Below are 26,253 nucleotides of genomic sequence, written 5' to 3'. Positions count from 1 at the left end.
CGACGTACTCGTTCCCGCTGAGGAAGTGAAATGACAGCCGTAGCTGAGAATCCCGTCCACGACACCTCCCAGATCCCGGCGCCGGAGGGCTCGCTCACCATCACGGTGAAGATCCAGCGCTTCAACCCGGAGCTCGACGACGAGCCGCACTGGGAGTCCTACGACGTCCCGGCGCTGCCGACGGACCGGGTGCTGAACCTGCTGATGAACATCAAGAACTATGTGGACGGCACCCTGTCGTTCCGTCGTTCGTGCGCGCACGGCATCTGCGGTTCGGACGCGATGCAGATCAACGGCATCAACCGGCTCGCGTGCAAGGTGCTGGTGAAGGACCTGCTGGCCAAGAAGGGCAAGCAGACCACCATCACGGTGGCGCCGATCAAGGGCCTGCCGACGATGAAGGACCTCTACGTCGACATGGAGCCCTTCTTCGAGGCCTACCGCGCGGTGAAGCCGTACCTCATCGCGTACGGCAACGAGCCGACGCGCGAGCGGACCCAGTCGGCCGCCGACCGCGAGCGCTTCGACGACACCACCAAGTGCATCCTGTGCGCCTGCTGCACCTCGTCGTGCCCGGTGTACTGGGCGGACGGGTCGTACTTCGGCCCGGCCGCGATCGTCAACGCGCACCGGTTCATCTTCGACTCCCGCGACGAGGGGGCCGAGGAGCGGCTGGACATCCTCAACGACGCCGAGGGTGTGTGGCGCTGCCGCACGACGTTCAACTGCACCGACGCGTGCCCCCGCGGCATCCAGGTGACCAAGGCGATCCAAGAGGTCAAGCGCGCGCTGCTGTTCAAGCGCATCTGAGTCCGCGCCGAGCCTGCGCCACATGCGGTGAAGGGCACCTTCCGTGCGTTGAACGCACGGAAGGTGCCCTTCACCGCATCAGGGGTTAGAGCTCCGAGCAGGCGGCTCGGGCGGCGTCCAGTGCCGCGACGAAGTCGTCGCTCTCGGTGTCCATGCGGCGCTGGACGTACTGGCCCACCTCGCGCAGCGCCCCGTTCACCGGCTCGTAGGCGCCGTCCACCTCGGCCGCGGCGGCCGCGAGGGCGGAGGCGGCCGAGAGCCGGAAGAACCCGGACAGATCGGCGTCCAGGTCGACCTCGGGTGTGCGGTCGAGGATGTCGCACGCGGCCGCGGCGTCGGCCTGTGCACCTTCGTCGCCGCTGGAGGAGCTGAACAGCCAGCCCAGTCCCACGCCGCCCCCGCCGACGACGAGGCCCGCGACCAGCCCGAGCAGCACCGGTCCGCGCCGGGACTTCGGAGCGGGCGCCTGTGGCTGGTACTGCGGCTGGAACGGCTGCTGCGGCTGTTGTGGCTGTTGTGGCTGCGCCGACGGCTGAAACGGGGGCTGTGGCTCGGTCACGGCTTGCTGACGTCCTCCTGGTCGGCGGGGCGGTTCCGGTCCGCACGCAGGGCGCGCAGGCCGCGCCAGCCGATCACCCCGATGACGGTGCCGAGCACGAACGACACCACGGCGAGCAGCAGGTGCACCCAGAAAAAGGTGGTGGGCGAGCCGTCGGCTGCCCAGGCGTTGTCCCCGTTCCACAGGTTCCTGACGAAGGTGATCCAGATGACCCAGGACCACACGCCGAAAGCCAGCAGAAAGAGTGACGTGCGGCGAGACATTCGCATACCGCCCAGTATCTATCTCGGCCCCCGAGCTAGCCTTCTCGGGTGCGCAGCGCTGTTCCCGTCCGGGTTCTGATCGTCACTCTCCTGTCCGGGCTCCTGGTCTCGGTCGGGTTGCCCGCGGTCGCGCAGACCGTGCGCGAGCAGCCCCCGGCCTCGTGCCCGAACGAGCTGCTGCCGCCGCCCCCGGTCGACACCTCGGAGGAGCCACCGCCGGGACAGGCGTCCCCGGAGCCCCTCCCGGTGCCCGACCAGCCCGCGGGCGGCGAGCGCATGGCCGAGTGCGGCGTCGTCGTGCCGCCGACGGCCCCGGCCCCGCCGCAGCCCGACCCGGCGGCGGCCTGGCTGGTGCAGGACCTCGACAGCGGCCAGGTGCTGGCCGCGAAGGACCCGCACGGCAGGCAGCGGCCCGCGTCGCTGATCAAGACGCTGCTGGCGCTCGTGGTGATCGACGAGCTCTCCCCCGAGCAGGTCGTGGTGCCCACCGTCGAGGACGCCAACCAGGAGTGCACGTGCGTCGGCATCGTGGCCGGTTCGCGCTACACCGTCGAGGACCTGCTGCACGCGTTGCTGATGCGCTCGGGCAACGACGTGGCACACGCGCTGGGCACCGCGCTCGGCGGAGTGCCCACGGCGGTCGGGAAGATGAACGACCTGGCCAAGCGGCTGGGGGCCACCGACACACGCGCGGCCACACCGTCCGGTTTGGACGGACCGGGGATGATGACCTCGGCCTACGACATGAGCGTGATCTTCGGTTACGCGATGCGCCAGCCCGAGTACACCGACGCCGTCGGCACGCAGCACATGGACTTCCCCGGCGGCACCGGTCAGCCCGCGTTCCCCATCTACAACGACAACCAGCTGTGGGGCAGCTACGAGGGCTTCCTCGGCGGCAAGACGGGCTTCACCGACGACTCACGGCACACCTACGCCGGCGCGGCCGAACGCGACGGCACGCGGCTGTCGGTGATCATCCTGCGTTCCGAACAGCGTCCCGTGCGCATGGCCGAGCAGGCCGAGGCGCTGCTGGACTACGGCTTCGCGCTCGCCGCGTCGGGCGCGGGCCCGGTGGGCCAGGTGACCATCCCGTCGTCGGCCGACGTCGCCTCGGCCACGGCGAGCGAGTCCAACGGCGACGACGTCTCCGCGGCGTCCACGAGCGCCTCGGACCCGTTCGGCACCACGGGCTGGATCGTGACGCTCATCGTGATCGTCATCGTCGGTGTCGGCCTGTTCGTCGGCCACCGCAAGGGCCTGCTGCAGCGGCCCGACGCGTAGGAAGCGCCGGACACGCACTGGGCCGCTCCAGCGGCTCAGCCCGCGCGGGTCTCCGAGCAGTTGTCCGTGGCGGCATCCTGTGCGGTGTGCTCGGGTTCCTGACGGCTTGGCAGGGTCTCCTTCGCGAACGCCCACAGCGCCAGCGCCACGGCGGCCACACCACCGGTGATGACGAACGCGGCGGTGTAGGACCACTGTTCGGCGATGGCACCCGCCGCGAGCGGGCCCAGCACGGCGCCGACGTCGGCGGCCATCTGGAACCCGGCCAGCACCGAACCGCCCCGCGCCTTGGCACCGAGCACGTCGGCGACGGCGGCGTTCTGCGACGGGTTCAGCGCACCGGAGCCGACGCCCGCCACGAACGACGCGGCCAGGAACAGCCACGGGTCGTCGGTCAGCCCCAGCAGGACCATGCCCACGACGAGCAACGTGAGCCCCACCAGCGCGGGCTGTTTGCGGCCCCTGCGGTCGGCGAAGCGGCCCGCCAGCAGCAGCACGGCGGCGTTGGCCGCCGCGAACACCGCCAGTGCGATGCCGGTGAACGACTCGTCCTTGGCCAGTACCGCGGTGACGAACAGCGGGATCAGCGACATCCGCACACCCAGCACCACCCAGCCGTTGGCGAGGTTCGACGCCAGCGCGGCACGGTAGGTGGGGTGGCGCAGCGCCTCGCGGAACGTCATCGCGGGCGCGCCGTCGTCGGCCTGGCGCGAGGCCAGCGCGGAGTGCCGCAGCTGCCACCACACGAGCACCGTGGTGAGCACCAGCGCGAAGCCGTAGAACAGGAACGGCGCGCGCAGCGACACCGCCACGAGCGCGCTGCCGAGCACCGGGCCCGCGATGCCGCCGAGCAGGAAGCTCGTGCCCCACAGCCCGGACGCGCGGCCCCGCAGGTGCACCGGCGAGATGCGGATGAGCAGGCCGATCGCCGAGACCGTGAACATCGTGGAGCCGACCCCGCTCGCCGAGCGGAACAGCAGCAGCTGCCAGTACTCGGTCGCGAACGCGCACAGGATCGTCCCGACGGCGACGATCGACAGGCCCCACAGGTAGGTCGGCCGCTCGCCGAAGCGCGTCACCAGCCGTCCACTGACCGGCGCGAACGCCAACCGCACCAGCGCGAAGGCGCTGACCACGAACGACGCCGCCGTCACGCCGACGTCGAAGCTCGCCGCGAAGTTCGGCAATGCGGGCCCGATCAGGCCGTAGCCGATGGCGATGAGGAAGCTCGCCCCCACCAGCACGTAGATCTCTCGCGGCAGCTTCGTCTGTTCCGGCGCAGGCACCGTGTCGTTCACACTCACCCCTTTACTAACAGGGCGAGCTTAATTGAGCTTCCCGAGTAGGAGCTCTCAGCGACGGCGGCTGCCGAGCCAGGCGAGCAGAGCCCCGGCGCCGAACGCGCCGGCGGCCACTCCCGCACCCGGCCCCCGCTGCACGGTGACGTTCGGCCGGATGATCGCCGGGGCGGGCGGCTCGACGCGGCGCACCACGTTCTCTCGCGCCGTCGCCGTCCATGCCGTCACGAACAGCAGGAACCGCGAGACCAGGTTCGCGAACACCAGCAGACCGATGATGGGACCGAACAGCGCGCCGCTCGGCGAGCTCGAGACGCTGGTCAGGTAGACCGTCGCCACCTGCTTGAGCACCTCGAACCCGATGCCGGCCAGCAGCGCTCCCTTGACCGCGCTGCGCGCGGTGACCTTCTCCCTCGGCAGCTGGGAGATGACCCACAGGAACACGAGCACGTTCGCGGCGAGGCCCAGCACGATCGTCGCCAGCCTCAGCAGGAACCGGGCCCAGCCGACGTCATCGAGGCCGACCAGTCCCAGCAGGTAGCTGCCGACACCACCGCCCACGGCGGCGAGCCCGAAGGACACCAGCAGCGCGACGCCGAGACCGACCAGCGCGAGCAGGTCCTTGAGCTTGGTGGACAGGAACGGCAGCTGCTTCTTGTCCTGGCCCCACTGCGCGGTGAGCGCGTCGCGCAGGTTCGTCATCCAGCCGAGCCCGGAGTACAGCGCCAGCAGCAGACCGAACACCCCGATCCCGGCGCGTGAATCGAGCGCGGCATCGACGATGGTGGCCAGGAAGCTGCCCAGGCCCTCCGGCGCCGAGTTGATGATGCCGTCGCGGATCTCCTGCAGCGCACTTTCGTTGCCGGCCAGGATGAAACCCGCGACCGAGAAGCCGACCATCAGCAGCGGGAACAGCGACAGCACGGAGAAATAGGTGATGGCGGCGGCGTAGTGGTCGCCGTAGCGCTCGGTGAAGGCGTCGTTGGCTCTGAGCACGTGGTCGAACCACGGGTACTTCCGGCGCAGCCGCGGCAGCAGCTTTTCCTTCTCTGCCTTCTCTTCCGTCACGCGATGACGCTAACCAGGGCAAACCACGCTCGCAACGCGAGCGCTCACGAGCGGTGCCCGGTCGACACCGGCGAGGCGCGGCCGTGGCACACCGGCTGTCGTCGTGGCCGCTCGCCATCGGCGACACCGGTGCGCCACGCCTCGCCCGTCAGACCAGCAACAGGTTCCTGCCGTAGGTGGTGGAGCGCTGCCGGGAGGGCCGCCCCGCCAGCACCGCGAGCTGGTCGAGCTCGGCCGTCGTACGCGACGAACCGTGCTCCGAACCGGCCATGCGCGAGATGGTCTCCTCCATCAGCGTGCCGCCGATGTCGTTGGCCCCGCCCCGCAGGATCTGCGCGGTGCCCTCGTCGCCGAGCTTGACCCACGAGCACTGCACGTTGTCGATGCGGCCGTGCAGCGCGAGCCGTGCAAACGCGTGCACCGCGCGGTTGTCGCGCACGGTAGGACCGGGCCGCGCGACGCCGGCGAGGTAGATCGGCGCGTTGTGGTGCACGAACGGCAGACCGACGAACTCGGTGAACCCGCCGGTGTCGTCGGCGATCCCCGCGAGCACCCGCAGGTGGCCGAGCCAGTGCCCTGGATGGTCGACGTGGCCGTACATCATCGTGCTCGACGACTGGATGCCGAGCCTGTGCGCCGTGCTCACCACGTCGATCCACGTCTGTGCCGGCAGCTTGCCCTTGGTGAGCACCCAGCGCACGTCGTCGTCGAGGATCTCCGCGGCGGTGCCCGGGATCGAGCCGAGCCCGGCCTCGCGCAACTCCGTGAGCCACTCCTCCACGCTCACGCCCGCCTTGGACGCCGCCGACACGATCTCCATCGGCGAGAACGCGTGGACGTGCATGTCGGGCACAGCGGCCTTGATGGCACGCACGACGTCGGCGTAGTAACTCACCGGCAGCTTCGGGTCGATGCCGCCCTGCATACAGACCTCGGTGGCGCCCGCCTCCCATGCCTCCACCGCGCGGGCGGCGACGTCGTCGGTGGAGAGGCGGTAGGCGTCGGCGTCCCGCTCGCGCTGTGCGAACGCGCAGAACCGGCACCCCACGTAACAGACGTTGGAGAAGTTGATGTTGCGGTTGACGACGTAGGTGATGTCGTCGCCGACCACGTCGGCCCTGAGCTCGTCGGCGAGGCGGGCCATCGTCTCCAGCGCCTCACCGTCGGCGGTGAGCAGTGCCATCGCGGCCGCGCTGTGCGACTGTTCCAGCAGCGCACCCGGGTAGTCGGCGGCCAGGCGCAGGCCCTCGCGCACGTCGGCATCGAGCCGCTCCGGCGCGGAGCCCGAGCTCGGCACCTGGTCGCGCAGGATGTCCCAGTCGCCGTAGACGCTGTCGAAGTCGCCGCGCCGGTCGCTCGTGCGGCCCTCGGTGTCGATCGCGGCGTGCAGGTCGGCCCTGCCCACCGTGGCGAGGCCGCCGTCGGGCTCCTGCCACCGGTGTCCCTCGATCACCGCGTCGTCGTCGGCGAGCCCGTCCGGAGTCGCGAGCGCGTCGACGTGGGTGTGCAGGCGCACGTCGAGCCACTTCTCGCCGCCGCGCACGTACTTCGGGTAGACCGCCAGCCGCTCGCGGAGGGTGAACCCGGCCTGCGCGGTCCACTCGGCCAGCGAGTCGATCGCGGGCCACGGCCGCTCCGGGTTGACGTGGTCGGGGGTCACCGGCGAGACGCCGCCCCAGTCGTCTATGCCCGCGCGCAGCAGCATCCCGTGCTCGTCGCCGACGAGGTTCGGCGGCGCCTGCACACTCACGCCGGGCGGCATCAGCAGCCGGGCCACGGCGACGGTCGCGGCGAGGTCCTCGAGATCGGCGTCCGGGGCCTCGCGCATCGCCGTGTCCGGCTTGGCGCGGAAGTTCTGGACGATGATCTCCTGGATGTTGCGGTACTGCCGCGCGCGCTGCCGGATCGCGTGCAGCGACTCGGCGCGCTCGGTGAGCGTCTCGCCGATGCCCACGAGGATGCCGGTGGTGAACGGCACGCCCACGCGGCCCGCGTCGTCGAGCACCCGCAGGCGCACCGCGGGCTCCTTGTCGGGGCTGCCGTAGTGCGGCCCGCCCTTCTCCGACCACAGCCGCTCGGCGGTGGTCTCGAGCATCATGCCCATGCTGGCCGCGACGGGCTTGAGCCGCTGCAGCTCCTCCCAGCTGAGCACGCCGGGGTTGAGGTGCGGCAGCAGGCCGGTCTCCTCCAGCACCGCGATCGCGCACGCGCGCACGTAGTCCACAGTGGATTCGTAGCCGCGCTCCTCGAGCCACTGCCGCGCCTGCGGCCAGCGGTCCTCGGGCCGGTCCCCGAGTGTGAACAGCGCTTCCTTGCAGCCGGCCTCAGCGCCGGCCCTGGCGATCTCCAGCACCTCGTCGCGTTCCAGGTACAGGGAGTGCAGCTTGCCCGGCACCGTCACGAACGTGCAGTAGTGGCAGCGGTCGCGGCACAGCCGCGTCAGCGGGATGAACACGCTGCCGCTGTAGGTCAGCACACCGGATCGGCCCTGGTCGGCCAGGTGCGCGTCGCGGACCTTCGCCGCCGCGGCGAAGAGCTGTTCGAGGTCGGCGCCCCTGGCGTGCAGCAGTACCGCGGACTCGGTGACGTCGAGTGCGACGCCGTCCGCGGCGCGTTTGAGCGCGCGGCGCAGGGCGGAGGGTGACGGCGACGGCTCGGGGGGCGCGATCGACACGGGTTCAGGCATGAACCCGAGAGTAGGCGCGCGAAGACCGGACCGTTAAGTGCCGGAGCTGTGAGTGATTACTCGCCCACGCGGGAATAAACAACCGCCTCGGCCGGGATCGGCGCGGGCTCGACGGCGAGGATCGACTCGGCGCGGGTCCTGCGCCGCTGGCGGAGCACACCCGCGGTCATGCCCAGCACGCCGAGCACCACCGCGATCAGGCCGACGGGGCCGAGCAACCCGAACGTCATCGCGTTCGGCTCGGCCTGCGCGGCGGCCGCACTGCCCGCTCCCGCGACGAGCAGGCTTGCCGGAACACCGGTGAGGACAGCGGCGTAGCCGAGCACGCGCGCTGCCGGATGGACCGGCTCACTGTCTGGGTTGCGCACCGGAGTGCCTCCCGGGTCGAGACTGCGGTTCCTGCGTTCGCTCACCTGGACGAGTGAGCGCTGCGTGGAAGAAAGTTACCGAGAGTGTTGACCTCGGCGATCTTCGTGCAACGTCGGCAGACACTAGCGACCCACAGGGACTAACCAACGACGGGGTCGGTGTTGTCGTGACCCCGCTCGACCCACCCCCGGCGTTCCCCCTCGTCAACGAGGGTCCGGGCGAGCGAGCCCAGCGCGGAGGACGCCTCACCGATGCAGGACTTGCGTGCGCGCACCGTGTCGGCGGTGACTCCGGGCGTCCGCCAGGTGCCACCCTGAGCCATCCAGTTCAGCAACAGCGGCTGCAGGCGGTCCATGGCCTTGGCGAAGCGGGCCTCGGGCGTCACACGGGCCTCGAACTCGTCCCACCACGCGCGCAGCAGCTCGCCCTGGTCGGCGGGCAGCAGCCCGAACAGGGCGTCGGCGGCGGCGCGCTCGCGCTCCTCCTGGCTGGTCCGGCCCTCGTCGTCGTAGAGCGGGGTGTCGCCCGCGTAGATCTCGACCAGGTCGTGGACGACGACCAGCTCCACGGTGTGCCCCACGTCGACGGGCTCGTCGGCGTACTCGGCGAGCAGCGTCACCATCAGCGCCAGGTGCCACGAGTGCTCGGCGTCGTTCTCGCGGCGCGCCGCGGCGGCCAGCGGCGACTGCCGCAGCACGGTCTTGAGCTTGTCGACCTCGGCGAGGAAGGTCAGCTGCTCGACCAACCGGGCGGGCAACCCCTCCGGCAACGGACTGACGTCGATCAGGGGCGTGTTCTCGGCTGTCGTCACGGCCCCGAGGCTGTCAGGTGTGCTCGGCCCCGGACAACCGGGTTCAGGACCGCTCGGCGAACGTCGCCGTGACCGGCGCGTGGTCCGACCACCGCTGGTCGTAGGTCTCGGCGCGCTCCACGACCACCGACGTGCAGCGCTGCGCCAGTCCCGGCGTCGCCATCAGGTAGTCGATGCGCCAGCCCGAGTCGTTGTCGAACGCCTTGCCCCGGTAGGACCACCACGTGTACGGGCCGGGGCCCTCCGGGTCGAGCCTGCGCTGCAGGTCGACGTAGCCGACCTCGCCGACCACGCGGTCCAGCCACGCGCGCTCCTCGGGCAGGAAGCCGGAGCTCTTCCGGTTGCCCTTCCAGTTCTTGAGGTCGATCTCGGCGTGCGCGATGTTCCAGTCGCCCACCACGAGCACCTCGCGGCCCTCGGCCTCGGCCTTGCCGCGCAGCTCGGCGAGGTAGGGCAGGAACGCCGCCATGAAGCGCTCCTTCTCGTCCTGGCGCTCCGTGCCGACGTCGCCGCTCGGCAGGTACAGGCTCGCCACCACGAGACCGGGCAGGTGCATCTCGGTGTAGCGGCCGCTGTCCTCGAACTCCGGCTCGCCGAAGCCGACGCGCACCGACTCGGGCTCGGCCCTGCTGTAGAGGCAGACCCCGTTGCGGCCCTTGGCCGAGCTCACCGCGTGCACCGTGTGCCAGCCGTCGGGCTCCCGGAGCTGGGGCGACAGGCTGTCGGAGTCGGCGCGCACTTCCTGGCACGCGACGACGTCCGCGCTCGTGGCGGCGAACCACTCGGTGAAGCCCTTTTTGGCGGCGGCACGCAGCCCGTTGACGTTGACGGTGGAGACGGTCAGCACGTCGCGCAGGTTACCCGGCGGCACCGACAACGACGCGTACTAACCGCACTTCGCGCCGTCGACGGGCTGGAGGAAGTCGTCGTGTGCCCAGCGGTTCTCGCCGAGCTGCCGGAAACCGTTGCGCACCACCGTGGTCGCCTCGGCCTCGGAGTCGTGCTTGTACTTGCCGACGATCTCGGAGTGGGTGCCCGGCTCGGCGCGCACGTTGAGGACGTCCGCCGTCACCGTCACCAGACAGGCGTCGGAGTCACCGCCCTCCGCTCCGGAGGACTCCTGGTCCGAACCGATCGCGAAGACCACGACCACGCCCACGAGCAGCGCGACCAAAATGATCGTCTTCTTCGGAATCCCGAGTACCACTGGCACTCCCCTGGAGGACGGCGTCAGGCGCTTCTCCAGGAGAGTAAGGGCGGACCGGCCGCCGCGACAGGCCCCGACGGAGCAACCACCCGGGCGCGCCAAGATCGTGACCGGCCGATCACCCTACGTCACGAATGGTCCGCACCAGCTCGTCGACGGCATCCAGCCGGTGGGCACTCACCACCGCGTCGCAGTACGGCCACGCCGCCGCCATACCGCCGGCCAGCGGGCGGTAACCGCGCTTCGCCGTGCGCGGGTTGACCCACACCACGCGGTGCGCGATCCGCCGGAGCCGCGCCAGTTGCGTCTCCAGCTCCGCCGGATCACCGGCCTCCCACCCGTCGGAGATCAGCACCACCACCGCGCCCCGCGCCAGGCCGCGCGCGCCGTGCCGGTCGAGGAACTCCCGCAGACTCGCCCCGATGCGCGTGCCGCCGGACCAGTCGGGCGCGGCCTCGCCCGCCTCGCGCAACGCGGTCGCCGGGTCACGCGCCAGGACGTGGGTGATGCGGGTGAGGCGCGTCGCGAACGTGAACACCTCGGCCTTCGCCCCGCCCGCCGCGCACACGAGCACCTGCAGCATCGCCCGCGCCTGCGCCTGCATCGAGCCCGAGATGTCGCACAGCACCACCAGTTTCCTCGGCTTGTACCTCGGGACCCTCCTGCGCAGCAGCACGGGCTCGGCGCCGGTGCGGCGCGCCCTGCGCAGCGTCTCCCGCATGTCGACCCAGCGGCCCGCCGCCGCGGCGCGGTGCCTGCGCGAGACCCGCAGCGGCGTGGCGATCCGGAACCGCCGCATGGCCTCGGCGAGCTGCGCCAGCTCACTCTCGTCGAGCTCGGCGAAGTCGCGGGCGGCGAGTCGCTCCACCGCCGAGCCGAGCGACGGGGTCTCCACGTCGCGTCCCGACGCCCTGCCGCCCTCGGCGGTGTCGAGCCGCCGCGCGGTGCTGCCACCCGAGCCGGTGACGGTCGCCGTGCCGCCCGCTCCCGCGGCGACCACGACCTCGCCCGTCTGCCCGAACACGGCGGCGAACACGCGGTCCAGCACCGCGGTGTCGCCGGGCGCCGACGTCAGCGTCGCCTGCGCGCACCAGTACAACTCCGCCGCGCTCGACGGCGACACCTCCACCACCGACCTGGCGAAGCGGGCCGCGCGGTCGGGTCCCACGGCGAGTCCTTCCTCCCGCAGCAGCGCGCAGAACCGGGCGACGAGCTCAGCCAGCATCGCCGACGGCCCTCGCGAACCCGGCCGCCTCGGCGACCGCGCGGTCCTCCTCGTACTTGAGCACCGCCGCGAGGCTGCGGCGCACCGCGTCGGCGTCGAACGACTCCACGCCGAGCACGTGCAGGGCGCTCGCCCAGTTGATCGCCTCCGCCACACCGGGCGGCTTGTAGAGCCGGAGATCGCGCAGCCGCGCCACCGCGTCGGCCACGCGGGGAGCCAGCCAGCTCGCCGCTCCCGGCACGCGCAGCCGGATGATCGCCGCGACCCGGTCCGGCTCGGGATGGGCGATCCAGTGGTACAGACACCGGCGTTTGAGCGCGTCGTGCAGCTCGCGCGTGCGGTTGGACGTGAGCACCACGATCGGCGGGTGGGCCGCTCGCCGGGTGCCGAGCTCGGGAATCGTCACGCTGGCCTCGGCGAGCAGCTCCAGCAGGAACGCCTCGAACTCGTCGTCGGCCCTGTCCACCTCGTCGATCAGCAGCACCGCGGGGTTCGGGCCACGGTGGTCGATGGCCGAGAGCAGCGGCTTGGCCAGCAGGTAGTCGTCGGTGAACAGGTCGGCCTCGGCCAGCGGCGTCCCGCGCGCCTCGGCGAGCCGGATCGCCAGCAGCTGGCGCGGGTAGTTCCACTCGTAGAGCGCGTCGGCCGCGGCGAGGCCCTCGTAGCACTGCAGCCGGATGAGCGGGGTCCGCAGTGCGCGGGCGAGGGACTTGGCCGCCTCGGTCTTGCCGACGCCGGGCTCGCCCTCCAGCAGGATCGGCTGCGCCATGCGCACCGACAGGAACAACGCGGTGGCAAGGGACTCGTCGGTGAGGTAGCCCGCGCCCTCCAGCACGCGCGCCAGGTCCGCGACGTCGGTGGGTTCGGTGGGTTCACTCATGGGTGCCGTAGCGAGCGGGATCGTCGGTGAACGCCTGCAGGCAGCCCGGCCCGCAGAAGTAGCGGTCGCGGCCCTCGTGCGTCGTCCGCAGCGCGCCCTCGGTGACCGCGACGGTCATGCCGCACACCGGGTCGACGGACTCGGCGGGCGCGCTGACCCGTTCCGGGGCCTCGGCCGCCGCGCGGGGCCGGGTGGCGACCAGCTGCGCGTACACCGACAGCGCGATCTCCTCCGGGGTCCGCGCGCCGAGGTCGAGCCCGGCGGGCGTGTGCACGCGCCCGGTGCTCACGCCGAGCGCCGCGAGCACCTGCTCGCCCCGACGAGGGCTGGCGATCAGTCCGATGTAGCCGACATCGGCCTCCAGCGCGGCCGCTAAAGCGGTGTCCTCGCCCGTGCCGTGGGTCGCGACCACCACCGCGGTGGTCTCCGGGGAGATCGGCTCCCCTGGCGCCGCGGCTCTGACGTCGTAGCCCAGCGCCGCGCCGACGGTGTGCAGCGCCCGCGCGATCGGGGCGTCACCGAACACCTCGACGAGCGCGGGCGGCAGCTGCGGTTCGAGGAAGATCTCCACGGTGCCGCCGGACAGGCACGGGTTGACGACCGTGACGACGCCCTCGGCCACGCCCCGGCCCTCGGCCGCGGGACTGATGCGCAGCAGCGTCGACTCGCCGCTGGCGAGCTGACGCATGCCCTGCAGGCGCACGGACGACTCCGCGCACGTGCCCCCGACGAACCCCTCGAGGGTGCCGTCGTCGAGCACGAGCGCGCGGTCGCCCGGCTTGGCGCTGGTCGGGCGCTGCGCACGCACGACGGTCGCCAGGACGAAGGGTCTTCGCTGCGCCCTCAGCGACTCGGCGTGCGCGAGCAGCCCGGTGTCGGTGCCGGTCATGTGATCGCCAGATCCGTCCGAAGTGGAGTCCCCTGCGCCGCGCTCCACACGGCGGCCGGGGTGAGAGGCATGTCGGCGTGCCGGACGCCGAAGGGGCGCAGCGCGTCGACGACGGCGTTCACCACGGCCGCGGGGGAACCCACCGTGGCCGACTCGCCGATGCCCTTGGCGCCGATGGGGTGGTGCGGCGAGGGCGTCACCGTCTCGCCGAGCTCCCACGACGGGCACTCCATCGACGTCGGCAGCAGGTAGTCCATGAACGAGCCGCCGAGGTGGTTGCCGTCCTCGTCGAACGCCATCACCTGCATCAGCGCCATTCCGACCCCGTCGGCGAGACCACCGTGCACCTGGCCCTCGACGATCATCGGGTTGATGCGCACGCCGCAGTCGTCCACGGCCACGAACCGGCGCACCGTCACCTGCCCCGTGTCGGCGTCCACGTCGACCACGCACACGTACGCGCCGAAGGGATAGGTCAGGTTCGGCGGGTTGTAGACGCACGTGGCGTCGAGATGACCCTCGACGCCCTCGGGCAGTTCGAGGTCCGAGTGCGCGGCCAGCGCGATCTCCTGGATCGTCCTGCCCGCCTCGACGTCGCCGCGCACGAACCAGCGGCCCTTCTCCCACTCCAGGTCATCGGCGCTCACCTCGAGCATCGCGGAGGCGACGATGCGCGCGCGTTCCCTGACCTTCCTGGCCACCACGGCCGCCGCGGCGCCGGACACCGGCGTCGACCGCGAGCCGTAGGTGCCGAGACCGAACGGCGTCTGGTCGGTGTCGCCGTGCACCACGTCGATGTCGTCGGGCGAGATGCCCAGCTCCTCACCGACGATCTGGGCGAACGTCGTCTCGTGCCCCTGCCCCTGCGTCTGGCAGGACAGCCGCAGCACGGCCTTGCCGGTGGGGTGCACGCGCAGCTCGGCGCCGTCGGCCATGCCCAGCCCGAGGATGTCCATGTGCTTGCGCGGGCCCGCCCCGACGGCCTCGGTGAAGAACGCGACGCCGATGCCCATCTGCTCGCCGCGCTCGCGCTTGAGCGCCTGTTCCGCGCGCAGCGCCGGGTAGTCCGCGAGGTCGAGCGCGGCCCGCAGCGCCGTCGGGTAGTCGCCGGAGTCGTACTCCCAGCCGGTCTTGCTGCGGTACGGGAACTGCTCCGGCCGCAGCAGGTTCTTCATGCGCAGCTCGGCCGGGTCCATCCCGAGGTCGAAGGCGAGCACGTCGACGAGCCGCTCCACGAGGTAGACGGCCTCGGTGATGCGGAACGAGCACGCGTAGGCGACGCCGCCCGGTGCCTTGTTGGTGTAGACCCCGGTCACCGAGCAGTGCGCGGCCTCGAGGTCGTAGGAACCGGTGAAGACGCCGAAGAACCCGGCGGGGAACTTCGTCGGCTGCGCCGTGCCGTTGAAGGCTCCGTGGTCGGCGAGCACGTTCACCCGCAGTCCGAGGATCCGGCCGTCCTTGGTGGCCGCGATCTCGCCGTGCATGTGGTAGTCGCGGGCGAAGGACGTGCTCATCAGGTTCTCGGAACGGTCCTCCACCCACTTCACCGGCTTGCCCGTGACGATCGAGCCGACCACCGCGCACACGTAGCCGGGGTAGATCCCCACCTTGTTGCCGAACCCGCCGCCGATGTCGGGCGAGATGATCCGGATCTTGTGCTCGGGCAGTCCCGCGACGAGCGCGTAGATCGTGCGGTGCGCGTGCGGGGCCTGAGTGGTGGTCCAGACGGTGAGCTTGCCCGTGACCGCGTCCATGTCCGCCACCGCGCCGCACGTCTCCAGCGGAGCCGGGTGCACCCGCGGGTACAGCATGTCCTGCGCGGCGACGACCTCGGCGCTCGCGAACACGTCGTCGGTGGCCGCCGCGTCGCCGGACTCCCAGTCGAAGATGTGGTTGTCGGTACGGCCCTCGAGGTCGTCCCTGATCACGGGCGCGTCCTCGGCCAGCGCCTGCCGCGCGTCGATCACGGGCGGCAGCGCCTCGTAGTCGACGTCGATGAGCTCCAGCGCGTCGCGGGCCGAGTAGCGGTCCTCGGCGACGACGAAGGCCACCTCCTGGCCCTGGAAGCGCACCTTGTCGGTGGCCAGCACGGCCTGCACGTCGTGCGAGAGCGTCGGCATCCACGCGAGGTTCAGTCCCGCGAGCGTCTCGCCGGTGATCACGGCCCTGACCTTGGGATGTGCCTGCGCGGCGCTGGTGTCGATCGACACGATGCGCGCGTGCGCGTAGGGGCTGCGCAGCACCGCGCCGTGCAGCATCCCCGGCAGCGTGACGTCGTCGACGTAGGTGCCCCTGCCCCTGATGAAGCGCGCGTCCTCCTTGCGCCGCATGTTGCCGTGGCCCAGCGGCGTCTCGGGCTGTTCGACGGCGGTCATGCCTGCACCTCCGTTCCGGCCTCCTCGACGGTGTGCTCCCGCACGCCCGCCTCGTGCTCGGCGGCCCAGCGCACGGAACGCACGATGTTCTCGTAACCGGTGCACCGGCACAGCTGCCCGGAGATCGCCTCCCGGATGTCGCCTTCGGACGGTGCCGGGTTGTGGTCGATCAGCCAGCGGGCGGTCATCAACATGCCGGGCGTGCAGAACCCGCACTGCAGGCCGTGGCACGCGACGAACCCCTGCTGCACCGGGTCGAGCCCGTCGGCGCCCTCGAGTCCCTCGACGGTGCGCACCTGACGGCCGTCGGCCATCACGGCGAGCACGGTGCACGACTTCACCGGCACGTCGTCGAGCCACACCACGCAGGTGCCGCAGTTGGAGGTGTCGCAGCCCCAGTGGGTGCCGGTGAGCCCGAGCTCGTCGCGCAGGAAGTGCGTGAGCAGCAGGCGCGGTTCGATGGTCCGCGTGTACGCGTGGCCGTTGACGGTGACCGTGACCTCCATGATCATCTCGCCTCCTCCTCGGGGTGCAGTCCGTTCCAGCGGGTGCGCGCGACGCGCAGAACGCGGTCCACGAGCGTCGCGGCGAGGTGCCGCTTGTACGCCTCGGGACCGCGCTGGTCGGCGATCGGGTTGCAGTGCCGCGCGGCGATGCGGCCGGCCTCGGCGAACCGCTCGTCGGTCGCCGGGCCTCCGGTGAGGAAGTCCTCGGCCTCGCTCGCGTGGAAGTTCGGGGCGCCGAGGGCGGTGAGCCCGATGCCGGTCTCGGCCAGCACGCCGTCGGCCAGGCGCAGCTCGGCTCCCGCCGCGGCTACGGCCCAGTCCCCGGCCCTGCGTTCCACCTTGAGGTAGGCCGACGCCGACGACCGGATCGGCACCCGCAGCTGCACGAGCAGCTCGCCCGGCTCGACGACGGTCTGGTACGGGCCGACGAAAAACTCCCGCACCGGGACCGTGCGAACGCCGTCCGCGGACTGGATCACGGCTTCCCCTCGCACCGCGGCGAACGCGGCCGACAGGTCCTCGGAGGGATCCGCCTGACAGAGCGAGCCGCCGACCGTGCCGCGGTTGCGCACCACGGGGTCGGCGATCACGCGCTCGGCGTCGGCGAAGATCGGGAAGTGCTCACCGACCAGCGCCGAGGAGAGCAGATCGGTGTGCCGGACCAGCGCGCCGATGCACAGCGTCGACTGTTCGACGCTGATGGTGGCGAGCTCGTCGAGGTCGTTGATGTCGATGAGCGCTTCGGGCTGGGCCAGCCGGAGTTTCATCATCGGGATGAGGCTGTGACCGCCTGCCACGACGCGGCTCTCCGCGCCGAATCTGTCGAGCAGGGTCAGCGCGTGCTCGACGCTGCTCGCCTTCTCGTACCGGAACTGTGCGGGTACCTGCATACGGCGAGCCTCGCGCCGCTCCGGCGGCGCGGCAATGGCCGGTTAAGCGTTCGGTTATGTAGCCTGATCAGGTGACAGAGGTCACTGCTACGGGCGGTGCTTCATGACCCTCGGCCAGCTCAGCGCCTTCGTGCTCGTCGCCAGGCTCGGCTCGGTGACCGACGCGGCCAGGACCCTCGGGGTGAGCGAGCCCGCGGTGTCGCAGGCACTGGCCGCGCTGCGCAGCCGCCACGGCGACAGGCTCATCGTGCGCACCTCCACCGGGATGACGCTCACTCCGGGTGGCAAGCGGTTGCTGCCCATCGCCTCGCAGATGGTGGCGCTGGGCGCCGACGCCGACGCCGCCGTGCGCGAGGCCACGGGCGCGGCCGAGGAACTGCGCGTGGTGGTCACGAGCACCATCGCCGAGTTCGTCGCCAATCCGCTGCTGGAGGCGTTCGGCATGCGCTCGGGCAACCGCGTCGACTGCTCGGCGGGGCTGGCGAAGACCTCCGAGATGGCGGTGCTGGTGGCCAACCGGCTCGCCGACGCCGCGCTCGGCCCGAAGCTCGACGAGCCCGAACTGGAGAGCGAGCCGATCTTCCGGTACTCCCTCGTCGCGGTGGCCTCGCCGGAGTTCGTGCCCAGCGGCGGACCGCCGGCGTGGCCGTGGCTGGTGGACCCGTCCGGCGCCGACGCGGACAGCGACTCGGCCCGGCTGCTGCGGCTGCTCGGCGTTCCGGACGAGCACGTGCGGGTCTACTCGAACCAGACGGCGGCGTGGTCGGCCGCGGCGCGAGGGGCGGGCGTGTCGATCGCGCTGGAGCACCTCGTGGCCCCGCAGCTGCGGCGGCGCGAGCTCGTGCGGGTGCCGACGGCGCGCACCCCGCTCGCGCTGTACTGGCACGTGACGACCCCCGCGCGCGACCGCTGCTCGCCCGCGGCGGCGTCGCTGCGGTACTTCCTCGGTACGCCGGGGGCGATGCAGGTGATGCGCTCGCCGGGCGGTGGCGTCCCGCCCTCGCGGTTCAGGCCGCCGGTCTACGTGACGATCTGGTCCTGACCCGGTTCGCTAGCCCTGTTTGGTGACCGAGAAGTCACTGCAGGAGGGCCCGCCCACGCGGCCGGTCATCGTGTCGTCCTGCACAGAGGCGACGCCGAGGTCGACCATGACGAAGCCCTCGGGCTGCGAGATCCAGGCGTCCTGACGGAACACGAACTGCCCGTCGGTCTCGGAGCCGATCACGGAGAAGCTGCCCGTCTCCGTCGGCGGCCCGCCCTCGACGGGGAAGAAGGAGAACACGGCCGGCACGGAGTCGCCCTCGGGCTCGGAGATCTCGAGTTCGATTCCTGTCTCGCCCTGCGAACAGGTGTAGGTCCCGCGCCAGATACCGGGCAGCTGCGCGAGATCGATCGACGAGGTGTCCGGCGCGGAGTCCCCTGAGTCGTCGGGGGCTTCGGAAGCGCCGCTCTGCTCGGCCGAGGCGGGCGCGGACGCGGTGCCGGCGACGCGTTCGCCGCACCCGGCGAGTGTCAGCACGAGCAGCAGGGGAAGCAGAACACGGGACCAGGTCGGCACGGCGGAAATACTAACGGCGCGCGGCCCCCTCCGGAGTGTTTCCGGAGGAAACCGCGCGCCGCGTGGTGGTGGTGCGACAGTCAGCTCGCGGGCTCAGCCCTGCGAGATCTTGCGGGCCAGGTTGGCGTCCAGCGTCGCGAGGAAGTCCTCGGTGGTCTGGTACTCCTGCTCCTTGCCGACGAGCAGTGCGAGGTCCTTGGTCATCTTGCCGCTCTCGACGGTCTCGATGACGACCTGCTCGAGCTTGTTGGCGAAGCCGACCAGCTCGGAGTTGCTGTCGAGCTTGCCGCGGTGCTCGAGGCCCCGGGTCCACGCGTAGATCGAGGCAATCGGGTTGGTGGAGGTCGGCTTGCCCTGCTGGTGCTGGCGGTAGTGCCTGGTCACCGTGCCGTGGGCGGCCTCGGCCTCGACGGTCCGGCCGTCCGGCGTGCGCAGCACCGAGGTCATGAGACCCAGCGAGCCGAAGCCCTGCGCCACGGTGTCCGACTGCACGTCACCGTCGTAGTTCTTGCACGCCCAGACGTAGCCGCCTTCCCACTTGAGGGAGGCCGCGACCATGTCGTCGATGAGGCGGTGCTCGTAGGTGAGGCCCTTGGCGTCGAAGTCCGACTTGAACTCGGCGTCGAAGATCTCCTGGAACACGTCCTTGAACATGCCGTCGTAGGCCTTGAGGATCGTGTTCTTCGTCGACATGTAGACGGGAAGGCCACGGTCGAGGCCGTACTGCAGCGAGGCGCGCGCGAAGTCCTCGATCGAGCTGCGGTAGTTGTACATCCCCATGCCGACGCCGCCGCCCTCGGGGAAGTTCGCGACCTGGAACTCGATGGGCTCCGAGCCGTCCTCGGGGGTGTAGGTCATGGTCACGGTGCCGGGACCGGGGACCTTGAAGTCGGTGGCCTTGTACTGGTCACCGTGGGCGTGCCTGCCGACGATGATCGGCTTGGTCCAGCCCGGGACGAGCCGCGGGATGTTCTGGATGACGATCGGCTCGCGGAAGATCACGCCGCCGAGGATGTTGCGGATGGTGCCGTTCGGGCTCCGCCACATCTTCTTGAGGCCGAACTCCTCGACGCGGGCCTCGTCCGGGGTGATCGTGGCGCACTTCACGCCGACGCCGTGCTTCTTGATGGCGTTCGCGGAGTCGACCGTGATCTGGTCGTCGGTGCGGTCCCGCTCCTCGATGCCCAGGTCGTAGTACTCGAGGTTGATGTCCAGGTACGGGTGGACCAGCTTGTCCTTGATGAACTGCCAGATAATGCGGGTCATCTCATCACCGTCGAGTTCGACGACGGTGCCCTCGACCTTGATCTTGGCCATGAGCAGCGGGGCTCCTCTCGCGGATCTTCGCGTTCGTCTTTCAGGCACGTAGTAGCGGTACAAGCGTACTGCTATTTCGAGTCCACCGTCGGCGGGCCCTGGTTACTCACCAGTACGGTTTCCGCCGCGAACTCGGGTCCCCCGCAATCTACGACGCGCGTGGGGGCCCGCGCATGATCCTGTGCTCAGGTTCTCGGCACGAGCTCGCCGAACGCGAGAAGGTGGGCCCATGCGACTGGCGATCAAGACCAAGCCCGAGCACACGACGTGGGCCGAGCTGCTCGACGTGTGGCGGGCCGCCGACGACATCGAACTGTTCGAGTCGGCCTGGAACTGGGATCACTTCTACCCGCTCTCCGGCGACGTGACCGCGCCCAACCTCGAGGGCTGGACGATGCTCGCCGCGATGGCGCAGGCGACCCGGCGCATCCGCATCGGCTGCCAGGTGACGGGCATGATCTACCGCCATCCCGCGGTGCTGGCCAACATCGCGGCCACCACCGACATCATCTCCGGCGGCAGGCTCGAACTCGGCCTCGGCGCGGGCTGGAACAAGCAGGAGTGCGACGCCTACGGCATCGAGCTGCCACCGCTGAAGCAGCGCTTCGACCTCTTCGACGAGAGCGTGCAGGCGATCATCGGGCTGCTCTCCCAGGAGACGACGACGCTGCACGGCGAGCACGTCCGCCTGACCGACGCCCGCTGCGAGCCCAAGCCGGTGCAGCGGCCGCACCCGCCGATCACGATCGGCGGCAAGGGACCCACACGCACGCTCCGCGCGGCGGCGCGCTGGGCGCAGACCTGGCACGCGGGCACCGAGTCGCCGCAGCACTGGCTGGAGCTGAGGGAGATCCTGCACGGCCACTGCGCCGACGTCGGCCGCGATCCCGGCGAGATCACCTGCGCGGTGAACGTCCGCGTGCACGCCGATCGGGGCATCGGCCCCGCGATCGAGGAAGCGGCGGGCTACCGCGACGCGGGAGTCGACCTGCTGGTCTTCAACCTCCCCCACCACAACGAACCGGCTTTCCTGGAAACCCTGGCCACCGCGGCCACCCCACTGACCTGACCCCGGTTGGCTACGTGGTGGCGAACAGGCCCAGCGTGGCCTCGGGGCGGATGCCCCTCAGCTCGCGGTCCCAGATCGCGTAGAAGCCCGCCTCCTCACGCGTGCGCAGCTCGACGCCCTCGGCGGCGGCGACGTCGGGCGAGTTGCGCACGGCCGCCTCCAGCACCTCCTTGGCGCCCGAGCCGTCGCCGAACTGCTCCTTGCCCCGGTGCAGGATCGAGTCCGGCAGCCAGCCCTCGAAGGCCTCGCGCAGGAGCTTCTTCTCCTCGATTCCCGGCCCGATCATCTTGTGCTCGGGCGGAATCGACAGCGCCAGCTCCACCACGTCGCGGTCCAGGAACGGCTCGCGAGCCTCGAGCCCGAACGCCATCGACGCGCGGTCGCAGCGCTGCAGGTTCAAGTGGTGCAGCTCGCCGACGGTCCGCACGAGCTCGGCCTGCAGCGCGTCGGGGTCGGTGAACGGCTCCTCGTGGTAGTAGGGGTAGCCGGCGAAGAGCTCGTCGGCGCCCTCCCCCGTCAGCACCGCGTGCACCCGCTTCGAGGCGTACTCGGCCAGCAGCAGGTTCGGCACCGCGCTGCGTACGAGCGACGGGTCGTAGTGCTCGATCGCCGTCACCGCCCTGGGCAGCGCGTCCACCGCGTCCTGCGGGGACATGAGGATCTCGTGGTGCTCGATGTTGTGGTGCTGCGCGTCGAGGAACTCAGCGACCACCCTCGCGGCTTCCAGGTCGGAGCTGCCCTCGGCGCCGACGGCGAAGGTGGGCAGCGACTGCCCGTTCTTGGCCGCGTACTCGGCGGCCACGGCGGCCACGATCGCCGAGTCGAGCCCGCCGGAGAGGAAGACGCCGACACCGACGTCGCTCATCATGCGGTTCTCGACGGCGGTGACGATGGACTCGCGCACAGCCTTGACCAGCGTGCGGTCCCACACGCCCGCCTCCTCCGCGCGGCGCGCGGGGCGCACGTGGGCGGGAATGGCGTCGGCGAAGCGGACGAGCCCACCGGACGGGCTCCAGCAGTGTCCCGGCGGGAAGCTCTCGACGAGCGGCCGGTCGGCCTCGTCGAAGGCGCGCAGCTCGCTGGCGAACAGGATCACGTCGTCGCGCCGCGCCCAGTAGAGCGGCTTCACGCCGAGCGGGTCGCGCGCGGCGAGGAAGTCACCCTCCTCGGTCGCGAACGCCAGCGCGAACATCCCGCGCAGCCGGGCAAGGCCGACCGGACCGTCGATGATCAGCGCGTGCAGCGCGGCTTCGCTGTCGGACCCGGTCTCGAACAGCTCGTGACCCAGGTCCTCCCTGATGTGGCGGTGGTTGTAGATCTCGCCGTTGGCCACGAGATATGTGGTGGCCCCGGAGTCCGTCAACGGCTGGTGTCCGCCCTCGACGTCCATGATGGACAGTCGCTGGTGACCGAGCCAGACGTTTCCTCTGCGAATTTCTCCGGTGTCATCCGGACCACGGTGTTTGATCCGGTGCAACATTCTCTGGCACTTATCTGTATCGATGTTGCCTACGGCGGCAACGATTCCACACACTGGTGCTCAGCACCTCCTCGGTTACGACCGAGTGTAGTTGAATTTCGCTCAGAAAACCGTGGCGTGCATTACTCCTGGTCTCTCGACTGCCGTTCGACCTGCTCCTACCCTGGTTTTCGACGGAGGAGGTCAACGATGCAAGCTTCCGTGGGAGACCGGATCCGCGTACATGGCCGCACCGTGGGGGCCGGTGAACAGCAGGGCGAAATCGTCGAGGTTCGGGGAGAGCAGGGCCACCCGCCTTATCTCGTCCGGTTTTCCGACGGCCACGAAGGTCTCGTTTTCCCGGGGCCGGACTGCGAGGTCGAAGGTCACCTGGACTGAGCGGAAACCGGCGCGGGCGCGGATGCGCGCTCGCGCAGCCCGAACACGGCGAACACCCCACCCACCACGGTCAGCAGCGCGGCGATCTCCGGTAGCAGCGCCGCGCCGCCGTGCCGGAGCACGAGCCCGCCGACGACACCGGACAGCCCCACTCCGAGATAGATCGCCGAGGCGTTGAGCGAGAGCAGCAGCCCTGCCGACGACGGGGCCAGTGTGATGAGCCGGTGCTGGATGGGCGGGTTGAACGACCACGTAGCCACGCCCCACAGGAACAGCACCACCGCCGCGCTCGCCGTGGTCGTCGCGACGACCGGCAGCAGCGCGAGGATCACCACGATCGCGACGATGACCGCGTAGACCGGGCGCCGGGAGCCCCACCGATCGGTCACGCGCCCGCCGAGGACGTTGCCGAGCGCGGCGCCGACGCCGTAGCAGACCAGCAGCACACTGATCGCCGAGCCGCTGACGCCCGCGGTCGCCCCGAGCACCGGCGTGATGAAGGTGTAGACGCTGAACGCCGCGAGGCAGCCGAACACGGTGGTGGCGAGCACGGCCAGCACGCGCGGGTCGCGCGCGACGGCGAAGCGCTCCGCGAGACTCACGGCCGGTGGCGCCGCGACCGGCGGCAACAGCACGCGGACCGCGCAGGCCGCCGCGAACGAGAACCCGGCCACCAGCGCGAACACGCCGCGGTAGCCGAGGGGCTCGGCGAGCAGGTTGCCCAGCGGCACGCCCGCGACCAGCGCGAACGTCAGCCCTCCGAACACGAGCGCGACCGCCCTGCCCCGGCGCTGCGGTGGACTCAGCTCCGCGGCCACCGCGCTCGCCGCCGGCGTGAACACGGCGGCCCCGATGGCGGTGACCACGCGGGCCGCGAACAACGACGTGTAGTCGGGCGCGAGCGCCGCGAACACGTTGCCCGCACCGGTGACGGCCAGTGCGGCGACCAGCAGGCGTCTGCGCTCCCAGCGGCCGGTCGCGGCGGCGAACAGTGGCGAGCCGACGGCGTAGGCGATGGCGAACGCGGTGACGAGCTGGGCCGCGGCCGTCTCGGAGACCGCCAGTTCCCCGGTGAGCGCGGGCAGCAGCCCCGCCACCACGTAACCGCTGGTGCCCACCGCGAACGCACCGAGGGCGAGCACGGCGGTCCTGGGTACTGGGGTGCTCATCGAGCTCCTTGTTTCACGGCCATCGAAGTTCGACAGCGACCGTACTACGATTCCCGTCGAACTTCGAAGGTCGTCGTACAATCGCCCGCATGAGCACCGAGGCTGTCCCACCGCCGCGCCTGCCGGATCGGTCCGAGATCCGGATCGAGACCGTGCTCGCCGCGCTGGCCGACCCGGTGCGACTGGAGCTCGTGCGACAGCTGGCCGCAACCGACCGGGAGCTCGCCTGCGGGGCCTTTGACGTCTCGGTGAGCAAATCCACACTGACCCACCACCTGCGAACCCTGCGCGAGGCCGGCGTCATCGGCGGCCGCCCCCAGGGCACCGCGAGGCTGAACTGGTTGCGGCGCAAGGATCTCGACGAGCTCTTCCCCGGCCTGCTGAGCGGCGTACTGGCCGCGCGCCGGTAGTCCTCGCGTTACCGCGTGGGCCCCGTGGGGATCGTCACCCGCGAGCGGGATGACACCGTCGCCGCCTTGCGTTGACACTGGATCGGGAGACAGCCCAGCGACAGAGGGGTCACACGCTGGCCTGTCTTTCTTTGTGCCTTCGGCCTTTATCGATCCAGCTCTTGTTTTTCGGAGGAAGACTGTGCCCATAGCGCTGCTCGCGCTGGCCATCGGTGCCTTCGGCATCGGCACTACCGAGTTCGTCATGATGGGCGTGCTGCCGCAAGCCGCCACGGACTTCGGGGTCTCGATCCCCGCCGCCGGATACCTGATCTCCGGCTACGCACTGGGGGTGGTGGTCGGCGCGCCCCTGCTGACCGTGCTCGCCGTGCGACTGCCCCGCAAGACCATGCTGATGGCGATGATGGGGCTGTTCATCGCGGGCAACACCTTGTTCGCCCTCTCGCCCAACCACGAGCTGGGCGTGCTCTTCCGCTTCCTGGCCGGCCTTCCGCACGGCGCCTTCTTCGGCGCGGGCGCGGTGGTGGCGTCGAGCCTCGTCGGCAAGGGAGAGAAGGCCAAGGCCGTCTCGATGATGTTCATGGGCCTCACGCTCGCCAACGTGATCGGCGTGCCGCTGGGCACGCTGCTCGGCCAGCAGGTCGGCTGGCGCGCGACGTTCCTGCTCGTCTCGCTGATCGGCGTCGCCGCACTGGTCAGCATCGTCAAGCTCGTGCCGCATCAGGGCAGGCCGGCCGAGGCCTCGCTGCGCGGCGAGCTCTCGGCGTTCCGCAAGCCGCAGGTGTGGCTGGCGCTGGCGATCGTCACGTTCGGCCTCGGCGGCGGGTTCGCCTGCCTGAGCTACGTGACGCCGATGATGACCGACGTCGCCGGCTTCCAGCCCACCACCGTGACCCTGCTGCTGTCCCTGGCCGGACTCGGCATGACGCTGGGCAACTTCCTCGGCGGCAGACTCGCCGACCGCGCCCCGATGCCCGCGCTGTGCGGAGCGCTGATCGGGCTCGGCGTGGTGCTCACGGCGTTCACCGTGACCGCCGAGAGCAAGGTCGGCGCCGCGATCACGATCTTCCTCGTCGGCGTCTCCGCCTTCATGGTCGGCCCGATCCTGCAGGCCCGCGTGATGGAGAAGGCCGGCGGCAGCCCGTCGCTGGTGTCGGCGGCCGTGCAGTCGGCGTTCAACATCGCCAACTCGATCGGCGCCTACCTCGGCGGTCTGGTGATCGCGGCGGGCATGGGTCTCGTCGCGCCGAACTGGGTGGGCGCGCTGCTCGCCGCGCTGGGCCTCGGCCTCGCCGTGGTGTCGGCGACGCTCGACCGGAGGGAGAACGCGGCCCTCGCCGCGGAGGCCGCGGCGCTGGCCTCGAACTCGGGCTCACTGACCGCCCGAGCCTGACGCCCCGATACCGCGGTGAAGGGCACCTTTACTGCGTTGAACGCGGTAAAGGTGCCCTTCACCGCATTCGTCGTGGTCGTTCCGGGCCACGCTCAGCCCAGCGGGCCGCCGGTGATCGTCAGCGCCACGAAGAGGATCAGCAACCCCATGCCCGCGTAGCTCAGCACGTCGACCGCGCGCCCCCGGATCTGCAGCAGGCCCGCCTGCTCGTCCGACAGCGCCGCCCGCAGCACCGCGGCAACCAGCAGCGCGCCGCCGATCAACGCGGCGCCCTGGCGCCAGTGATACATCCCGATCCGCACCGCGGCGATCGCCACGAGCAGCATCACCACCGCGAACGGCAGGTGGACCAGTAACCG

At 70.9% G+C, this 26,253-nt stretch carries 27 protein-coding genes; 7 read left to right on the top strand and 20 right to left on the bottom strand.

Translation table 11 applies throughout. The annotated features are described in order from the left end of the window. Positions 1-30: 30 nt before the first annotated feature. Positions 31-810 (top strand): succinate dehydrogenase iron-sulfur subunit, encoded by a 780-nt coding sequence (locus JHE00_RS33740; protein WP_200326143.1) that lies wholly within the window; start codon positions 31-33, stop codon positions 808-810. Between the two features lie 85 nt (positions 811-895). Here JHE00_RS33740 and JHE00_RS33735 read toward each other — a convergent pair whose 3' ends face one another. Both JHE00_RS33735 and JHE00_RS33730 read right to left on the bottom strand, forming a co-directional pair. Beyond that, positions 896-1,369, bottom strand: a complete 474-nt coding sequence (locus tag JHE00_RS33735) for a hypothetical protein (RefSeq protein ID WP_200326141.1) — start codon at positions 1,367-1,369, stop codon at positions 896-898. Beyond that, positions 1,366-1,638 carry an SCO4848 family membrane protein gene (locus tag JHE00_RS33730; RefSeq protein WP_200326140.1) on the bottom strand — a complete coding sequence of 91 codons (273 nt, stop codon included), beginning with the start codon at positions 1,636-1,638 and terminating at the stop codon, positions 1,366-1,368. The genes JHE00_RS33735 and JHE00_RS33730 overlap by 4 nt, the downstream gene beginning before the upstream one ends. 42 nt (positions 1,639-1,680) lie before the next feature. Between JHE00_RS33730 and JHE00_RS33725 the strand changes: the two genes are divergently transcribed. Further along, entirely contained in the window at positions 1,681-2,916 is a 1,236-nt protein-coding gene (locus JHE00_RS33725; RefSeq protein WP_200326139.1) for a D-alanyl-D-alanine carboxypeptidase, read from the top strand. Between the two features lie 35 nt (positions 2,917-2,951). On the opposite strand, the gene JHE00_RS33720 is transcribed toward JHE00_RS33725, so the two are convergent. The 13 genes from JHE00_RS33720 to JHE00_RS33660 all read right to left on the bottom strand — a co-directional run bounded on the left by JHE00_RS33720 (position 2,952) and on the right by JHE00_RS33660 (position 17,120). Then, positions 2,952-4,214 (bottom strand): MFS transporter, encoded by a 1,263-nt coding sequence (locus JHE00_RS33720; RefSeq protein WP_200326138.1) that lies wholly within the window; start codon positions 4,212-4,214, stop codon positions 2,952-2,954. Positions 4,215-4,268: 54 nt separating this feature from the next. Next, positions 4,269-5,282, bottom strand: a complete 1,014-nt coding sequence (gene yhjD, locus JHE00_RS33715; RefSeq protein WP_200326137.1) for an inner membrane protein YhjD — start codon at positions 5,280-5,282, stop codon at positions 4,269-4,271. Positions 5,283-5,430: 148 nt separating this feature from the next. Further along, complete coding sequence (locus JHE00_RS33710) at positions 5,431-7,968, bottom strand: bifunctional FO biosynthesis protein CofGH (protein ID WP_200326136.1); 2,538 nt, start codon at positions 7,966-7,968, stop codon at positions 5,431-5,433. Positions 7,969-8,024: 56 nt separating this feature from the next. Continuing rightward, positions 8,025-8,381 carry a hypothetical protein gene (locus JHE00_RS33705; protein ID WP_372440529.1) on the bottom strand — a complete coding sequence of 119 codons (357 nt, stop codon included), beginning with the start codon at positions 8,379-8,381 and terminating at the stop codon, positions 8,025-8,027. A 95-nt stretch (positions 8,382-8,476) separates the two neighbouring features. Next, the gene (locus JHE00_RS33700) at positions 8,477-9,148 is read right to left on the bottom strand and encodes an HD domain-containing protein (protein ID WP_200326135.1); all 672 of its coding nucleotides are present in this window, start codon (positions 9,146-9,148) and stop codon (positions 8,477-8,479) included. A 43-nt stretch (positions 9,149-9,191) separates the two neighbouring features. Continuing rightward, the gene (locus JHE00_RS33695) at positions 9,192-9,995 is read right to left on the bottom strand and encodes an exodeoxyribonuclease III (RefSeq protein ID WP_200326133.1); all 804 of its coding nucleotides are present in this window, start codon (positions 9,993-9,995) and stop codon (positions 9,192-9,194) included. A gap of 39 nt (positions 9,996-10,034) precedes the next feature. After that, positions 10,035-10,355, bottom strand: a complete 321-nt coding sequence (locus JHE00_RS33690; protein ID WP_200326131.1) for an SH3 domain-containing protein — start codon at positions 10,353-10,355, stop codon at positions 10,035-10,037. A gap of 118 nt (positions 10,356-10,473) precedes the next feature. Continuing rightward, a complete protein-coding gene (locus JHE00_RS35735) occupies positions 10,474-11,580 on the bottom strand; it encodes a vWA domain-containing protein (protein ID WP_200326130.1) in 1,107 nt (368 codons plus the stop codon). Next, a complete protein-coding gene (locus JHE00_RS33680; RefSeq protein WP_200326129.1) occupies positions 11,570-12,460 on the bottom strand; it encodes an AAA family ATPase in 891 nt (296 codons plus the stop codon). Before JHE00_RS33680 ends, JHE00_RS35735 begins: the two co-directional genes overlap by 11 nt. After that, positions 12,453-13,349, bottom strand: coding sequence for an XdhC family protein (locus JHE00_RS33675; RefSeq protein ID WP_200326128.1), 897 nt, complete (start codon positions 13,347-13,349; stop codon positions 12,453-12,455). The genes JHE00_RS33680 and JHE00_RS33675 overlap by 8 nt, the downstream gene beginning before the upstream one ends. Beyond that, positions 13,346-15,724 carry an aerobic carbon-monoxide dehydrogenase large subunit gene (locus JHE00_RS33670; RefSeq protein WP_200326127.1) on the bottom strand — a complete coding sequence of 793 codons (2,379 nt, stop codon included), beginning with the start codon at positions 15,722-15,724 and terminating at the stop codon, positions 13,346-13,348. The genes JHE00_RS33675 and JHE00_RS33670 overlap by 4 nt, the downstream gene beginning before the upstream one ends. Further along, on the bottom strand, positions 15,721-16,230 hold the full coding sequence (locus JHE00_RS33665) for a (2Fe-2S)-binding protein (RefSeq protein ID WP_200326186.1): 510 nt from the start codon (positions 16,228-16,230) through the stop codon (positions 15,721-15,723). Before JHE00_RS33665 ends, JHE00_RS33670 begins: the two co-directional genes overlap by 4 nt. A gap of 2 nt (positions 16,231-16,232) precedes the next feature. Next, positions 16,233-17,120, bottom strand: a complete 888-nt coding sequence (locus JHE00_RS33660) for an FAD binding domain-containing protein (protein ID WP_200326126.1) — start codon at positions 17,118-17,120, stop codon at positions 16,233-16,235. Between the two features lie 103 nt (positions 17,121-17,223). Here JHE00_RS33660 and JHE00_RS33655 point away from each other — a divergent pair, with 103 nt between their 5' ends. Further along, positions 17,224-18,162, top strand: coding sequence for a LysR family transcriptional regulator (locus JHE00_RS33655; RefSeq protein ID WP_200326125.1), 939 nt, complete (start codon positions 17,224-17,226; stop codon positions 18,160-18,162). A gap of 9 nt (positions 18,163-18,171) precedes the next feature. Here JHE00_RS33655 and JHE00_RS33650 read toward each other — a convergent pair whose 3' ends face one another. After that, complete coding sequence (locus tag JHE00_RS33650; protein WP_200326123.1) at positions 18,172-18,678, bottom strand: hypothetical protein; 507 nt, start codon at positions 18,676-18,678, stop codon at positions 18,172-18,174. A 93-nt stretch (positions 18,679-18,771) separates the two neighbouring features. Beyond that, on the bottom strand, positions 18,772-19,995 hold the full coding sequence (locus JHE00_RS33645; RefSeq protein ID WP_200326121.1) for an NADP-dependent isocitrate dehydrogenase: 1,224 nt from the start codon (positions 19,993-19,995) through the stop codon (positions 18,772-18,774). Between the two features lie 229 nt (positions 19,996-20,224). On the opposite strand from JHE00_RS33645, the gene JHE00_RS33640 reads away from it, so the two are divergent. Beyond that, positions 20,225-21,064: a TIGR03560 family F420-dependent LLM class oxidoreductase gene (locus JHE00_RS33640; protein ID WP_200326119.1), complete on the top strand. Its 840-nt coding sequence runs from the start codon at positions 20,225-20,227 to the stop codon at positions 21,062-21,064. A gap of 10 nt (positions 21,065-21,074) precedes the next feature. On the opposite strand, the gene asnB is transcribed toward JHE00_RS33640, so the two are convergent. Further along, positions 21,075-22,598, bottom strand: a complete 1,524-nt coding sequence (asnB, locus tag JHE00_RS33635; RefSeq protein WP_200326117.1) for an asparagine synthase (glutamine-hydrolyzing) — start codon at positions 22,596-22,598, stop codon at positions 21,075-21,077. 135 nt (positions 22,599-22,733) lie between these two features. On the opposite strand from asnB, the gene JHE00_RS33630 reads away from it, so the two are divergent. After that, positions 22,734-22,922 carry a DUF1918 domain-containing protein gene (locus JHE00_RS33630; protein WP_200326115.1) on the top strand — a complete coding sequence of 63 codons (189 nt, stop codon included), beginning with the start codon at positions 22,734-22,736 and terminating at the stop codon, positions 22,920-22,922. On the opposite strand, the gene JHE00_RS33625 is transcribed toward JHE00_RS33630, so the two are convergent. Further along, positions 22,910-24,091 carry an MFS transporter gene (locus JHE00_RS33625; protein ID WP_200326113.1) on the bottom strand — a complete coding sequence of 394 codons (1,182 nt, stop codon included), beginning with the start codon at positions 24,089-24,091 and terminating at the stop codon, positions 22,910-22,912. The genes JHE00_RS33630 and JHE00_RS33625 overlap by 13 nt on opposite strands. A gap of 89 nt (positions 24,092-24,180) precedes the next feature. Between JHE00_RS33625 and JHE00_RS33620 the strand changes: the two genes are divergently transcribed. Continuing rightward, positions 24,181-24,501: an ArsR/SmtB family transcription factor gene (locus JHE00_RS33620; RefSeq protein WP_200326111.1), complete on the top strand. Its 321-nt coding sequence runs from the start codon at positions 24,181-24,183 to the stop codon at positions 24,499-24,501. Between the two features lie 181 nt (positions 24,502-24,682). Continuing rightward, the gene (locus JHE00_RS33615) at positions 24,683-25,894 is read left to right on the top strand and encodes an MFS transporter (protein ID WP_200326109.1); all 1,212 of its coding nucleotides are present in this window, start codon (positions 24,683-24,685) and stop codon (positions 25,892-25,894) included. 92 nt (positions 25,895-25,986) lie between these two features. Here JHE00_RS33615 and JHE00_RS33610 read toward each other — a convergent pair whose 3' ends face one another. Continuing rightward, positions 25,987-26,220: a DUF3017 domain-containing protein gene (locus JHE00_RS33610; protein ID WP_200326184.1), complete on the bottom strand. Its 234-nt coding sequence runs from the start codon at positions 26,218-26,220 to the stop codon at positions 25,987-25,989. Between the last annotated feature and the right edge of the window lie 33 nt (positions 26,221-26,253).

The organism is Prauserella cavernicola (genome assembly GCF_016595675.1).
GTDB lineage: Bacteria > Actinomycetota > Actinomycetes > Mycobacteriales > Pseudonocardiaceae > Prauserella_A > Prauserella_A cavernicola.
Note: the sequence above shows the minus strand (reverse complement) of the source record. Positions and strands in the feature narration are given on the sequence as shown.